Genomic DNA, 14604 nt, shown 5'->3' with positions numbered 1-14604 from the left:
ATTCTCTCCGAGGAGGCTCTGACCACTGCTGGCGAATCGGTTGGTCAGCTCAGAGGCGCGGGTCCTGCTGGACCTTCAGGGCGCTGAGGATCGGGTCGCCCTCGCCCTTCTCACGGGTGAGCTCGATCTTCAGGTCGCCACCCGGGTGCTCGACGATGGCCGTGTTCAGGTCCGCGGTCAGCGCACCCACCTTCGCCTGCACGTCGTGGTCGTAGAGCACGACCTTGCCGTTGGCAAGCACGTCGAAGGCACGCTTGCCGACCTTGATCTTCTCGATTTCCGCGAAGTCGAGGCCGATCCGGTACGTCCCGGCGGGGGCGTTCTTGAACACGTAGCTGAACGTCTCGCCGGTCCGCTGGGTGCGGAACAGCACGTCGTCCTCGGTGCCGGCGATGTCGGACCTGGTGGTACGCGCCCTGCCGCCGACGTAGCCCCACGGCCGCTTGCCGAGCTCCTGGTCGGGCGACCAGACGAAGCCGTCGGCACCGACGTACCCGGACCCGCCCACGTCCACGCCCCGCCAGTAGGCCGAGGTCGCCAGGCGGACCGGCTTGAGCTGGGCTTCGCCCTTGCCGGCGTTCGTCGCCACGAGCAGGTCCCCGACGAGTACGCCGGGCTCGACGTCGGCGTTGTCGGCCGTCGCCGTGACCGTGGTGGACTCGCCGGCCGCCAGCGTGACCGTGCCGGTCGCGGCCGCGCCCGTGAGGGTCAGCCACGGAAGGTCGGCGGCCTCGTGCCCGCCGCCGCTGGTGCGTTTCTGCTCGCTGATCCGCACCTCGAGCGGGGCGGAGCCGGTGTTGGTCACGGTCACGTCGGCCATCGACTTCTGGTTCCTGTCGAGGAGCCAGTCGAGCTCACCTCCGGTGACGGTGGCGATGCCCGTGGTCAACGCCGTGTCGACGACCTCGGCCTGATCCTTCCTGGCGATGGTCACCGGGTGGCTGGCGGTGACGTAGTTCGGCGCCGAAACCTCCACGGTGTTCTCGCCGACCAGCGCCTGGGCCTTCCACCGGCCCTTCGCGTCGGCCGTGATGACCCGCTCACCGCCCGGCCCCTTGAGCGTGACGATCGCGCCCTCGATCGGCTTGCCGTCGTTGGCGTCGGTGGCCGTGCCCTCGATCGTGCCCGCGGCCGGGAGGGTGTACTCCAGCCCCAGGCCGGCCTTCAGGACGGGCTGGTTGACGGAGTACTGGCTCGCGGGGTTGCGGGTCAGGCTCTCCACGCCGACTGTCGCCGACGACCCACGGGTGAGCGGGTTGTCGCCGCCGACGCCGTCGCCGTACCCGATCTGGATCCGTCCGTCCGCGATCAGGGTGACCGAGAAGCTCACCCGAGCCGTCCGGTCGTTGTAGAAGGCGACGTTGCGCCACTCGATGACCTGCGCCGCCAGCCCGTCCACCTCGGTCGTGCCGAGGTAGATGCCCGCCTGGTCGTCCACGACGAGGTCGTCCCAGAGCGGATAGATCGCGTCGATCGGGTACGGCGACGGCAGTGCCGTGTTGTTCCCCAGCGTGCTGGCGCGGTCGAAGGTCAGCGTGCCGTTTGTCGTCACGCACACGCCGTCCCAGGCCGTGTCGTAGAACGGGAACAGGAAGCTGGAGTCGAACCACTGCACGCCGCAGAGGTCGTCGCCGTGCCACCCGGACTCCTCCGTGCCCTGGCGGTAGAGCCCGTCGGTCACCTTCATCGAGTACGAGCGACCGGCGGGGGCCACCGGCACGGGGCCCGGCTCCGGCTGTTCGGGCTGGGGCTCCGGCTCTGCTGTGTCTGCGCGCGGGTCGAGCGTCACCCGCAGCGCGGCGATGGTCGGGGCCTTCAGGCCCTTCGATCCTCGCAGCTCCACGGTGAGCGGACCGCCCTCGTGCTTCACGACGGCGGTGCGCCAGTCGGCGGTGTTCGGCCCCACGGCCGCAGCCGGGTCGTACGCGTACTCCGCCAGCGTTCCGTCCACGAGGACGTCGAACACCCGCCTGCCCTTGGCCGTTTTCTCGATCTCGGCGAACCCGAAATCGATCGTGTAGGTGCCCTTGGGCGCGTCGGGGAATCGGTAGAACAGCTGCTTGTCCGCCGTGCTGCGCTGCGACTGGAACAGGGCGTCGTCCGTCGTGCCGTTGATCCCGGCCTTCGTGGCGGCCACCTTCGTCTTCCCCTCGTAGCCCCACGCCGCCTTGCCGGCGGCCTGGTCGCCGGACCAGGTGTAGCCGGAGCCGTCGGTGAACGTCGAGCCGCCGGCGTTGACGCCGACCTGGTACTTCGTGGTCGTGAGCGTCACCGGGACGTAGGTCTTGGACTGACGTCCGGAGTCGGACCTGACCACGATGTTCGCACCGAGGACGCCGGGCTTGGTGCCCTTCGAGGAGATCGAGACCTTGACGGTCGTCGACTGACCCGGGGCGAGGGTGCCGCCGGTCGAGGAGAGCGACAGCCATGGCAGGTCGGTGACCTGGTCGTCCTCGACGTCGACCAGCACGACGTCGTCGGCGATCTGGTCCACCGCCCACAGGGCCCCGGTCGAGTCGGTCTCGAGGCCGCCGCCCTGGCCCACCTTCTGGCCCGGGAACCACCACGCGTTCACCAGCGAGCAGTCGTCGGGGTCGACCTGCAGCAGGCGGGTGGGCCGGTTCGAGGTGAGGTCGGTGTACCAGATGGTGTCGGACGCCTGGTTGTAGGCCAGGCCAATCACCTCGGGCAGCGGCGGGGCGCAGAAGGACAGCAGTGCGCCCGCGTTGTCGTGCGACGTCCCGGCGACGGTGCCGATCATGCCGTTCGCCCGGCCGCCGACGTAGAACACGTCCTCCGTCGGGTTGTAGGCGAGGCCGGTCAGCGGCAGCGTGGACCAGTCACCCTTGATCTGCCGGGTCTCCTTTCCGGTTTCGCGGTCGAAGCAGTGGATGTAGCTGGCCGGGCTGTCCTCCAGCTGGCACATGTCACCGGTCTTGGTGTCGAGCGCCATGTCGAACGCCCGGTAGGCGGGGTTCCACGCCGCGTCGAAGACCTTCCCGGTCGGCTTGCCCGCCACCGTGTAGGCGGTGTTGGTCCGCGCGTTGTAGTCGTGGACCCAGACGTCGCCGTCGTACCCGACGCCGGACGGCTCCTTCTCCGCGATCGTGCCCGGGATGGCGATCCGGGTGATGACGTCTCCGCCGGCGGTCGGGCCGACCTTGGCGGCCGCCTGTGTCTCCGCGGCGCTCGTCGTCGTCGCCTTGCCGTCGACGTTCGACGGCTTCGTGCCGCTCGCACCGGCCTTCCACGCGGTGAGGTCGATCGTGCTGGCCGCACCCGTGCCGGTGCGCGCGGTGGCGCCGGAGGCGTCGAGCTCGGGGTGGCGCGCGGCCTCACCCAGGTTGTACGTCAGCGGGGCGGAACCGGTGTTGGTGAGCGTCAGCGAACCCGCACCGTTCTGGTCGGTGCCCAACAGCGCCTCGAGGCCGTCGGCCTTCAGACCGGCGACACCCGTGGTCAGGCGCACGTCGATCGTTGCGTTCGCGTAGAGCTTGTCGAGGGAGAAGGGATATGCCGAAGTCGCGTAGTTCGGCGCGTCGACGGTCATGGTGTAGTCGCCGACCGGAAGCTGGCGGTGCACGACGCCCGTCCCGTTGGTCGTGACGGTCTCGACGAGCCCAAACTTGTTCGAGAACGAGACCTTGGCCCCGGCCACCGGCAGCCCGTCGTTCTGGTCGACGACGGTCGCGTCGAGGTACCCGAAGTCGGGCATGTCGTAGGTGACGGTCATCCCGTCGCGCAGCACCGGGGCGCTGTCGGAGAACCGGATGCCGTCGACGCCGGCCCAGCCCTGGATGCCGGTGACGGCGTGGCCGCCGGCGGTCACCGGGTCGTCGGTCCCGACGCCGTCGCCGTAGCCGAAGATCACGGTGCCGGAGCGGGTGAGCGTGGCCGAGAAGTTGACCGGCTCCGTGTACTCCGACCGGATCGGGTAGGCCCAGATCTTGGCGTTGCGGTACTCGACGACAAACGCGTCCTCACCGTTGACCTTGGTGGCTGCCGTGAAGACACCACCGCCGGGGGCGAACTCGACGGGGGACTGGACGTAGAACGGGAAGATGCCCGCACCGCCGGTCCCGGGCCCGGTGGTGGTGTCCGGGGAGATCACGCCGCGCTTGCCGATGCCGAGGGTGTCGTGGCTGCCGTTGTACAGCGCCACCGGGAACGGCAGCTTCACCGTCGCCCACACGCCGCTGGTGAACCCGACCGGGTCGGTGCCGCGCAGGTACTCGCCTTCGGAGACGACGCAGCTGTAGCCGCCCTCGTCGACGACGAGCCCGACCGGGATCTCGAGCGACTCGTTCTGCGTGCCGACAGTCAGCGGGATTGTCGTGGGCGAGAAGCAGGCGTTGGGCTTGACGGTCAGCTTGTACCCGCCCTCGGGGACACCGCTGATCGTGAACGCGCCGTTGGCGTCGGTGCGTACCGGCTTCAGCGGCGTGTCCGCGACGGTGACGTCGGCGTTCGGGACGGGCTGCAACTTGTCGTCGACGACCCTGCCGCTGATGTCATGCCTGGCGGCGGCGGTGAGCGGCAGCCTGACCGAGGTGTCCTGGCCGAGAGTGATCGTGACGTTGGCGGTCGCGGTCAGGTAGCCGAAGACCTTGGTGCTGAGCTGGTAGTCGCCGACCGGGAGGTTCGTCGTGAACCGGACGGATCGCTGTTGCTGCGGCTGACGTCCCGGTTGCCTGCTGGCGTGACCCAGCTGAGGATCGCCCTGGCGCCGATGCGACCCGACGACACGGCAGCGCTGGTCTCCTCGATGCTGGACGGCAACCCGGTATCGCAGGAGTTCGCGACGTTCATGCACGAGCGGACCGGCGGCGTTCCGCTGGCCCTGGAGGAGTCGGTTCGCCTCATGTGCGACCGTGCCGACCTCGTCTTCCGCGACGGGCAGTGGGTCCGGCTGAAGTTGCGCGAGCTACAGGTGCCGCCGACGGTGCGCGACTCCACCCGGGAGCGGGTGGGCCGTCTGTCGCCGACGGCGCAGCAGGTGTTGCGAGCCGCGGCCACGCTGGCTGAGCGGTCGTCGGTGGCCACGATCGCGAAAACCGCCGGCCTGTCACCGGCTGCGTGTCGAGGCGCTGTCGCGGAGGCAGCCGACGCCGGCGTCCTGGACGGAGACGACCGCGGCCGGTGGCGATTCCGGCACGTGCTGGCCGCCACGGCTGTCTACGAGGCGATCCCGTTGACCGACCGCAGACAATTTCACCTGCTGGCCGGCCGGGCCTTGGAGGACATCCACCCGCCGCCTGTGGCGCGCCTCGCCCACCACTTCCGTGAGGCGGGCGAGCGGCAGTCCTGGGCGCGGTACGCCGAGCAGGGTGCCGAGTTGGCCATGGCCTCGGGTGACCACACCAAGGCGGTCGACGTGCTGGTCGATCTGTTGTCGTGGGCCGTGCTGCCGCCGGTGGACCGGGCACGGGTCGCGCGCATCGCCGGAGTGGCCGCGCTGGGCCGGCGTGAACCGGTCGACGAGGTCCACCACCGCGTGATCCGTACGTTGCGCTCGGTGCTGGAGACCCCCGGTCTCTCCGCCCGCCAGCAGGCCGAGATCCGCAACCCACTGGGGCGACTCCTGATCACCGGGGGTGAGGCGCAGGCCGCACTCAGCGAGCTGGAGCGGGCGGTGGCCAACCTTGACCATGACCCGGTCGAGGCGGCTCGGGCGATGACCTACCTCGGATGGGCCTATGCGGGGCCGTGGCCGGCGGCGACCCATCGGCGCTGGCTGGATCGCGCCGCCGAGCTCGCCGCCGAGGTCGATTCCCCCGCGCAGCGGCTGAACCTGGCCGGCAACCGCGCCGCCGCGTTGCTCATGCTCGGCGAGGAGGAGGCCTGGGACGTCGTTGCCGGCCTACCCGTCGACGGCGCAACCTCGGCGGAGCGCCTCGACGTGGCCCGCATCCACGCGAATGTCGGGACCGGCGCGCTGATCTGGGGTCGGTACGCCGACGCGGACGAACACCTCGCCGTGGCCATGCGCCTTGCCGAGACCGAGCAGGCGTCCCGGTTGCAGCACAACGTCCGACTCGAACAGGCCAACCTGGCGTGGCTGACGGGCCGGTGGGAGGATCTCCCGGACCGAAGTGCGGCACTCGCCGATGCCGACCGAGACCGGCCGGCGCACTACCTCGGCAGCATTCGCCTCGCGGCCCGGCTGGCAGCCGCGGCCGGACGGCGGCGCGCCGCGGAGGAGCAGTTCCGGCTGGTCCTCGAGGAGTCTGCCCGTCTCGGCGCAGCCGACGACACGATGGAGGCCGCCGCCGCGCTGGCCAGACTGTGGCTGACGGACGGAAACAGCGGTCGGGCGCTGCAGATCACGGACGAGCCGATGGACACCGTCCGGAGAAAGGGCATCTGGATCTGGGCGACGGACCTCGTTCCCGCCCGGATCGAGGCGCACCTCGCCGCGGGCGACCTGAAGGCCGCGACCCGCCTGGCCGACCAGTTCGCCAGAGGACTACGTGGCCGCACAGCACCGGCGCCCCGCGCCGCGCTCACCGTATGCCGCGCCCTGCTGCTCGCCGCGGCCGGAGACCACGCCCGCGCGGCGACGGTGCACGATCGGGCGGCGCGCGCCTGGAGCGTGATGCCGCGCCCCTACGACGCCATGCTCGCCCGGGAGCGGCAAGCCGAGGCGCTCATCGCGCACGGCGAGCTCGAACCGGGCCGGGAGCTGCTGGCCGCACAGTACGAGCACCTGTTCAGGCTCGGCGCCCGCGGCGATGCGGACCGGGTCGCGCAGCGGCTTCGCGAGCACGGCGCCGAGGTCCCGCGCCTGTGGCGCGGCGGCCGACGGGGGTACGGTGACCAGCTCTCACCTCGCGAGCTCGACGTGGTCCAGCTGGTTGTCGCCGGCAAGACGAACCGGGAGATCAGCCGGATCCTGGCCAAGTCGCCGGCCACGGTGGATCAGCAGCTGCGTGCGGCGATGCGCAAGTTGAAGGTGACCTCTCGGACCGCGCTCGCGGTCAAGGCGGTGGAGGCCGGAGTGTTCGCAGAAGAGGACTCTCTCGACGACGCGTCGTGAAAATTGACGTATCCGCTGGATAGCGAAGATCATTCACCCCCGTCGAGCATGGCTTCATGATCCACAGCCCTGGGGCGATGCATGCCTGAGCGACCTGCCGCGCGTGACGACGCCACCGACGTGCACCAGCCACCACCCGAACCGTCCCGCGAGCCGCGCGTCAACTCCCCCGACACGCGCGACGTCGACCGCGCCGACGGCGCCGACGACCACGAGAACCACGACCCCTACCAGCCCCTGTAGGCCAAAGGACCCACATGAGACTCAAAGCCCTCGCGGCAACGCTTGCCGCAGCCGTCGGCCTGAGCCTGATCCAGGCGCCAGCGGCCTCCGCCGCCGACCCGGATCCCGGCGCCGCCACCAACAAGATCGCGTCGAACCTGAAGGACCGCTTCCGCACATCTCCGGCATCCGACTTCTGGATCAGGTTCGACACCGAGGCCGACCTCGAGCCGGCGAAGAAGATCACCGACTGGGCCGCTCGTGGTCAGTTCGTCTACGACGCGCTGACCGCGGCGGCGAAAACGTCCCTGACATCCGTCTCCACCGACCTCGACCAGGCAGGCGTCACATACACCTCGTACCCGATCGCCAACGCCGTGCTCGTCAGGGGGGGCACCGAGAAGCTTGCCCTCGACGTGGCCTCGAAGGTGCAGGTCGCCGAGATCCACGCGACGCCGCAGGTCGCACTGGTCGAGCCCGTGGTCGAGAAAAGCCCCGCTGACCAGGCTGCCCGTCCCGCCGCCCCGAAGGCAGCCGAGGCAGACACCGTCACGTGGGGTCTGGAGGCCATCCACGCACCCCAGGCCTGGGCCATGGGCGCCACCGGTGCGGGCATCACCGTGTCCAACCTCGACTCGGGCGTCCAGTTCGACCACCCGGCCCTGACCAACCAGTACCGCGGCGTGCAGCCCGACGGCACCGTCGACCACAACTACAACTGGATGGCCACCCGGGGCACGTGCACGGACGCGCCGTGCGACGACAACGGACACGGCACGCACACCATGGGCACCATGGTCGGCGCCGACGGCACCAACCACGTCGGCGTCGCCCCGGACGCGCAGTGGATCGCCACGAACGGCTGCTGCGACAGCACCGGCGTCGAGTCGCTGCTCCGGTCCGGCTGGTGGCTGCTCGCCCCGACCGACGTCCACGGCGACAACCCGGACCCGTCGAAGCGTCCCCACGTCATCAACAACTCGTGGGGTCAGACCGCCGAGCACGCCTTCGACGACTTCTTCCGGGCCATCGACGAGGCCTGGACCGCCGCGGGCATCTTCAGCGTCTGGTCATCGGGCAACACCACGCCGTACGCGGCCTGCGACACCGTGTCATCGCCCGGCTCCGCCGAGAGCGCCTACTCCGTGGGCGCCTACTCGTCGGACGGCACGCTCGCGTTGTTCTCCCGCAAGGGCGAGGGTGAAGGCGGCCGAATCAAGCCGGAGATCTCCGCTCCGGGTGACGCCGTCCTGTCGTCCTACCCGGGCAACAGCTACGTCGAGATGGGCGGCACCTCGATGGCGGCGCCCCACGTCGCCGGTGCCGTCGCAGCGCTGTGGAGCTACGACCCGACCCTCATCGGGCAGGTCGACCAGACCCGTCGCCTGCTCGCCGAGTCGGCCGTCGACGTCGACGACACCGAGTGCGGCGGCACCGCCGCGTTCAACAACAAGTACGGCGAGGGCCGGCTCGACCTCGTCCGCCTGCTCGAGCTCGCGCCCCGGCAGGGCGGCACCCTGACCGGTGTCGTCACCGCCGACGGCGCCCCGGTCCCCGCCGCCGAGGTGACAATCAGCGGACCGTTCAGCCGGTCGATCGGCACTGACGAGGACGTCGTCCACCTCCTCCGGCCGGTAGGAGACCACGAGGCTTGGCCCGTCCGACTGCTGTCGGGAGGTGACGAACAGCAGGAACTCCAAGGTCACCTCGTCTGCCCAGTGAGCGTCCTCGAGCACGAGAACGTCGACACGCAGCGCCCGCAGCAGCTCGTCCAGGGCGCGGAACAGGCGATGCCGTGCCGCCTTCGCATCGTCCAGGGGCTGTAGTGCGGGCGGCAGGTCCGAGGACCATTCCGGGAACAGGGGTCGTAACGCACCCGCGAGCTCGGTGAGCCGCAGTCGCGACACCGGGCGGTCGATCCCACGGAACGCGTCGACGATCGGCCCCAACGTCAGCGACTCGCGAAGCGGCGGGCACACCGAGACCAGCGCCGTACGCTGGTCCGGCGCGGCCAACCACTCTCGCAGCAGCCGGCTCTTCCCGATCCCCGCCTCGCCCTCCACCAGTACGATCGCCGGTGGCCGGGCCAGGGCGCCGCGAAGCGCCGCCATCTCTCGATCACGGCCCACGAAACGCGGTGTAGAAACCGTTGGTGCAGTTCCATCGTCCTCGGGCGAGGGGTCGAGCATGCGTGATGATCTCGCTTTTCGGTGCTCGGGCACAAGTACCATCGCCGCGACTCTCGACCAGCGCGATGGAGTTTGCGTCGGTGGCGTCGGTCTTGCGGCCCTGCCCGGTGGCGAACATCCCCGCCCCGGGCGGACAACTCCGGTGCACGTCCACGACCTGCTCGCCATCGGCGAGCAACCGGTTGGCGATGTGCCGGCTGATTCCCTGACAGCCCTCGAGCGCCCGGATCCGATGCGGCCACCGCTTTGCGTACTCCTTCATCGCCGCGTAGTCGTCCCGGCCGGTGTCGAAGCGGCCGCCGCCGGCTCCGGTGCTCGATCCGCCTGGTCCGTCGAGCCGGGAGGGCGACGTCACTTCGAGCAGCGCAAACCCCTCGTGAGCCGCTCCCCGCCCTTGGCGGCGCCCGGGCCGCGCAGGCCAGATGAGAGCCACACGACCAGCGTGGGCAGCCGATGAGAGAGCGGTCGACGAGCGGATGTCGCCTGAGACGTTCAGTTCTTGGGGTCCGGAGACTACTGTGGTCCGATCGGCATCGGCCCGTCGTGAGGATCAGCAACGTGGTGCCTGGAAACAACGTGGTGCCTGGAAACCCGGACCGAGCGGCGCGTCCGCCAACCTCCGAACCCGCCCGAGGCACAGCGCGTCGCGAATACCTTACACTTTGAAGCCGCATCCTGCGGCGCAGCCAACTGCCCCGAGGGATGACCTATCGAGTGATCAGGCACGACGCTTGGACCATGCGGTACGCGCGGTTGGTGCGCTCGACCCTGTGGAGGGCAGATGACCGATCTGACGCTCGTGACAGTCCACGGGTTCGTCTCCTCACCGCGGACCTGGGAAAGACTGGTGGCTGTCTGGTCTGCCGACGAACGTCTCCGCAGTCTCAGGATTCACCCGTTCGAGTACCGGTCGCCGAAGATGCCGAGACTGCCACTCTCGCCGCAGCGCATTCCGGACTACGACGACATCGCCCAGACGCTTGCCTCCACCTTCACGGCAGCACTCGCGGACGCCCCGGCGACAGCGTTCGTCACCCACAGCCAAGGTGGTCTGATCGTACAGCGGTTTCTCGCCTGGATGCTGCAGCAGGGGCGAGGTCGCGAACTGTCCAGAATCGTCTCGGTGATCATGCTCGCGTGTCCGAACAACGGGTCGGACTACGTCCGTACGTTGCGGCACGCGTTCGGATACCGCCGCCATCCGCAGGCTGGCGACCTGGAGATGCTCAACAGACGGGTTGCGGACACGCAGCGGACAGTGTTGCGGGACATTGTCAACACCGACCGCACCGACGATCACCGGTGCCGGATCCCATTCCATGTCTATGCGGGCGACAGCGACCGGATCGTGGTCGCGGCGTCGGCGCAGTCCGCTTTCCCGGGCGCGTCGACGCTGGCAGGGAATCACGCATCCATTCTCGACCCGTCGGCTCCGGGAAATACCACCGCCGACGTCGTGCGGTATCACCTCCTGGCCGACCACTCGTCGTGGCGTACGGCAAGCCCATCGTCCGGCCGGGCGGTGCCGCAGGACAGTAGGGGACCGGGCATCGTTGAGGGGTTGATGACATCGAACGGCGACATCACCGTGAGCGGTACGTATGTCGCCGGTCATGACATCAGGTTCGACCGCCACGCGGACGACGAGCAGGAGCGATCGTCCTGAACCCGCATCGAGAGTCGTTCGGTCCCGAGGGCGGCAATCGACCGGTTGAAACCTCGAACCCCGGTCTGACCGTCGAAGGTGTCGCCACCCAGCGTGGCGACGTTCGGCTTGACGGCACGTTCGTCGCCGGCCATGACGTGAAAATCGACAAGGTGGTCGTTGTCAATGAGCTGGTTGACGGTGACGACGCCGCTCCCTTCCTGGTTGTCGATCGCGAATACCTGAAGAGACAGTCCGACGTGCCCAAGCGGGTCTACGTCGCGCGCTCGCCGGACTGGGCCGATGTCGTTCGCGGCTCGGATCCCGAACTTCGGTTCATCGAGCGGGAGCAAACGGAGCAGGTGCTTGCAACCGTACGGGAGGAGTTGCTGGAACCGTGCCTGCGCGGCACCGACTCGCTTCTGCACGCCGTGTTCGTGTTGGGAGCACCTGGGGCAGGCAAGAGCACGCTGGTGCGGCGGGTCGCCGCGATGCTGGTGCAACTGGGCGAGTGCGTCGTCGCCGACTTCGGTGTCAACACGACGGCCGTCGCGTCACGTGACACCAAGCGCTACATCGCGGCACTGGACAAGCTCGCCGACGGTGGGATGCCTGTGATTGTGCTGCTCGACGACCCCTTCTTCGCGAACTCGGGTTGGGTCGAACTGCTGCACGCGTTGAGCCGCCCGCAGCACCGCGGAATCGCGGTCCTGGGGGCCAGCCCCGATTTTCTCTTCCAACGCTACGCACACTGGCTGTTCGACCGTCGTACGGTGGGGCAGACGATCTCCCTCGTCAAGCCCTCCAGCGCCGAGCGGCAAAGTCTCGCGACCTTGTACGGACGAGCGCCGTCGGGGTTGTCGTCGGATGACGATCTCCTGGTCATAGCGATGGAGGCAGCCGCAGGCGAGTCGTTCGCCGCCATCATCCAGCGAATCTGGACGACGCTGAACGGCGGAGTTCCGCTGAGCCCCGTCACCGACCACCGCGAACTGCCATGGCAGGTCATCGCCTTCGCGCTGGCGTGCTACTTCCACCGGAACTACGTGCTGTGCCCCGAGCCCCTGCTCAGGGCCTTGTTGATCGATGCCCTCACGGAAACTCCCCCCGCGTACCTGACCCAGGAGCTGCAGGATCTGGTTACCCGCGAAGGGTGGCAGATCTTCTCGATCCGTGGTGCGTCGGAGTCAGACGCGGTCGGCATGCGCCTGATCGGCACGACACACGCCCGCGTGTCACGGGAAGCATGGAAACATTTCCCTCTGCGGAACCTCGACATCGAAAAGCGGATCACCGACATCTCGGTGCAGGTGCCGCAGGCGGTTCCGCAGCTGGCCGAGTTGCTCCTGGCCATGCACGCCTCACCGAGCAGTCGTGAGCGCGGGCTCACACAGCGCTTCGCGGCACGATGGCGCGCGGCAGTGCAGTCCGGCACCCTGGAGACGCGAGCGGTCGCCTCACTTGTCAGCCACCTACGACCCTCCCGCGGCGCCCGTCTTCGATTTCTTCCCATTCTGCGGACCTGCCTGAGAGCACAGAACGACCAGAGCTGGCTCGCCGCGTGGCAGTTGTTGCACCTGTCGTCGGCAACGTCGCATCCGCAGGAGCGGGACTTTCTCTTGAAGGTCAGCATCCCGTGGACGCTCAAGCACGCCGACTTCTCGGCCGGTCCGCGAGAGGCCGTGGAGATTGCCGAACGGCTGGGCGGGGCCGTCCGAGAATTGATCATCGAGCGGCTCATCGTCGCGCTGAAGGGCTCGCTGGGCTGGCGAGTAGATGCCCATCAGGTCGCCTGGCTGATCCGTACGATTCCGCCGCGCGAGGTCGACGCCGTCCTCGAGGACATCTACGACTGGTTGGCGGAAGGGCTCCTCGATGAGCCAGGCGTCGGCCGCACGCCCGACGATCGCGCGGTCGGTGCGCTGGTGGATCTGCTCGACAGTACGAAAATTGTCGACGCGGCCCAGCGGCAGCGGCTCTTCGATGTTCTCTTCGAGTGGATGCACGTGTCGACGGACACCGACCTCAATCTCGCCAGACGGATCGTCCGGTGCGCGGTGGAAGGCGCGAAGGCGGGGGACCTGAGCGCTGCCACCGTGATGGTGTCTCAGATACAGGAGCTGCTCCGGGCACGACCGGATGTCATCGGCGGCGTGTCGGTTGAGCTTCTCTCGTTACTCACGGACGTCCCCGGACTGGTGCAAGACGGACGAACGATCGTCGAGCTGACGTTCGCCTGGCTCCGGGGCCGTCCGGAAAGCAATCAGGGTATTTGGACCGCGCTGCTGGGGATCCTCGAGCGCTCGCCCGAGCTCGCCGACCTCAAGCCGGCCGTCGTCGAGCAGACGTTCGACTGGCTCCGGGGCCGTCCGGAGAGCAGTCAGGGTACGTGGACCGCATTGCTGGGGATCCTCGGACGTTCGCCCGAGCTCGCCGACCTCAAGCCGGCCGTCGTCGAGCAGACGTTCGACTGGCTCCGCGACCGTCCGGAAAGCAACGAGAGTATCTGGACCACGTTGCTGGGGATCCTCGGACGTTCGCCCGAACTCACCGACCTCAAGCGCACTGTCGTCCACGGCACCTTCGCGTGGCTGCTGAGCCGTCCGGAGGCCAATGAGAGCGTATGGTCCGCGCTCTTCGGGACGTTGCGGCGTTCAATCCACCTCGTCGAGGACGCGCGGCTTATCGCGCCGGTCGCGTTCGAGTGGTTACGGAAGCGAACTGAGGTGAACGAAGGGGCATGGGGTGGCCTCCTGCCGCTGCTCTGCTGGCCGTCCGAGATGAGGCGGGAAGCGACCGAGATTCTTCTCGCGACGTTCGAGTGGGCGAGCACGCAGTCAGCACTGCCGCAAGGAGTGCGGTCAGGGCTCCTTCTCCTCCTGTCGACGCCACTCGACATCACGCCGGCCGAGCGGCGGGGCATGATTGAAGTGCTGGCTCGAGCAGTCGTCGAGTCCGACGAAAGCCCAACCATGCACGGTCGGGGAGTTCACCTTCTTGATGCCGCCACGAGCTCCGATGCCAGCCTCGCCGCGGTGGCAGAGGCGGAACTGATCTATGCCGAGGGAGCCGATCAACCCGAGCTGGAAGTTGTCTTTCCGCTGGCGTACGCGGTGTGCCAGCTCGGTCGCGAAGACCTCGCCGATCGCCTGCGTCGGTGCGTGTCCGGCACTCTCGAACGGAGTGAGAACGAGTCGAGCGTCTATCTGTCTCTTCTGGCCGCTATCCCTGAGATACTGCGCGGACAGTAAGATCTGAGCTCCTGGCGCGTTCGGCTGCGGAGCCGGTTGTCGAGACCATCGCAGCGGCCGTTACCTGGCGGACGGTAGCCGCATGATCAAATGCGGCTGACCGTCGGATGGCGGACGGGAGCCTGCAAATCCGGCGGTTGTGCCGTTGGCGGACGAACGGGCGCTGCTGGTGGACATGCCGGTCGTAGTGTCCGACCCCGATCCTGATGCCGGAGAGCGCCGTCACCGTCAGGCTGGTCGGCAGGCCACGCGCGGACAGTG

Annotated in this window: 6 protein-coding genes and 2 pseudogenes; 5 read left to right on the top strand and 3 right to left on the bottom strand. The window is 68.7% G+C overall.

Translation table 11 applies throughout. The annotated features are described in order from the left end of the window. Nucleotides 1-49: 49 nt before the first annotated feature. Nucleotides 50-4813 (bottom strand): malectin domain-containing carbohydrate-binding protein, encoded by a 4764-nt coding sequence (locus ABGB21_RS32890; RefSeq protein WP_347681134.1) that lies wholly within the window; start codon nt 4811-4813, stop codon nt 50-52. On the opposite strand from ABGB21_RS32890, the gene ABGB21_RS32885 reads away from it, so the two are divergent. From ABGB21_RS32885 to ABGB21_RS32875, 3 genes and pseudogenes are all read left to right on the top strand, one after another. Further along, on the top strand, nt 4766-7036 hold the full coding sequence (locus ABGB21_RS32885) for a LuxR C-terminal-related transcriptional regulator (protein ID WP_347681132.1): 2271 nt from the start codon (nt 4766-4768) through the stop codon (nt 7034-7036). The two genes, ABGB21_RS32890 and ABGB21_RS32885, sit on opposite strands and share 48 nt — an antisense overlap. 81 nt (nt 7037-7117) lie before the next feature. Continuing rightward, on the top strand, nt 7118-7279 hold the full coding sequence (locus tag ABGB21_RS32880; protein ID WP_347657837.1) for a hypothetical protein: 162 nt from the start codon (nt 7118-7120) through the stop codon (nt 7277-7279). Nucleotides 7280-7293: 14 nt separating this feature from the next. Next, nucleotides 7294-8712: pseudogene (locus ABGB21_RS32875) on the top strand (S8 family serine peptidase); the annotation flags it as partial. Nucleotides 8713-8928: 216 nt separating this feature from the next. Here the strand turns inward: ABGB21_RS32875 and ABGB21_RS32870 are convergent. Both ABGB21_RS32870 and ABGB21_RS32865 read right to left on the bottom strand, forming a co-directional pair. Continuing rightward, nucleotides 8929-9369 (bottom strand): annotated as a pseudogene (locus ABGB21_RS32870) (AAA family ATPase); the annotation flags it as partial. 7 nt (nt 9370-9376) lie between these two features. Beyond that, on the bottom strand, nt 9377-9880 hold the full coding sequence (locus ABGB21_RS32865; RefSeq protein ID WP_347681130.1) for a hypothetical protein: 504 nt from the start codon (nt 9878-9880) through the stop codon (nt 9377-9379). A 348-nt stretch (nt 9881-10228) separates the two neighbouring features. Here ABGB21_RS32865 and ABGB21_RS32860 point away from each other — a divergent pair, with 348 nt between their 5' ends. Then, nucleotides 10229-11113, top strand: coding sequence for an alpha/beta fold hydrolase (locus tag ABGB21_RS32860; RefSeq protein ID WP_347657834.1), 885 nt, complete (start codon nt 10229-10231; stop codon nt 11111-11113). A 137-nt stretch (nt 11114-11250) separates the two neighbouring features. Next, nucleotides 11251-14343, top strand: a complete 3093-nt coding sequence (locus ABGB21_RS32855) for an ABC transporter ATP-binding protein (protein WP_347681128.1) — start codon at nt 11251-11253, stop codon at nt 14341-14343. Nucleotides 14344-14604: the final 261 nt, after the last annotated feature.

This window comes from Plantactinospora sp. B24E8 (genome assembly GCF_039871735.1).
Classification (GTDB): Bacteria; Actinomycetota; Actinomycetes; order Mycobacteriales; family Micromonosporaceae; genus Plantactinospora.
Note: the sequence above shows the minus strand (reverse complement) of the source record. Positions and strands in the feature narration are given on the sequence as shown.

What these genes read in the sequence shown, in the direction of transcription:
- ABGB21_RS32880 (WP_347657837.1), top strand. Translation starts at nt 7,118, where the DNA reads ATGCCTGAGCGACCTGCCGCGCGTGACGACGCCACCGACGTGCACCAG.
- ABGB21_RS32860 (WP_347657834.1), top strand. Translation starts at nt 10,229, where the DNA reads ATGACCGATCTGACGCTCGTGACAGTCCACGGGTTCGTCTCCTCACCG.
- ABGB21_RS32885 (WP_347681132.1), top strand. Translation starts at nt 4,766, where the DNA reads ATGCTGGACGGCAACCCGGTATCGCAGGAGTTCGCGACGTTCATGCAC.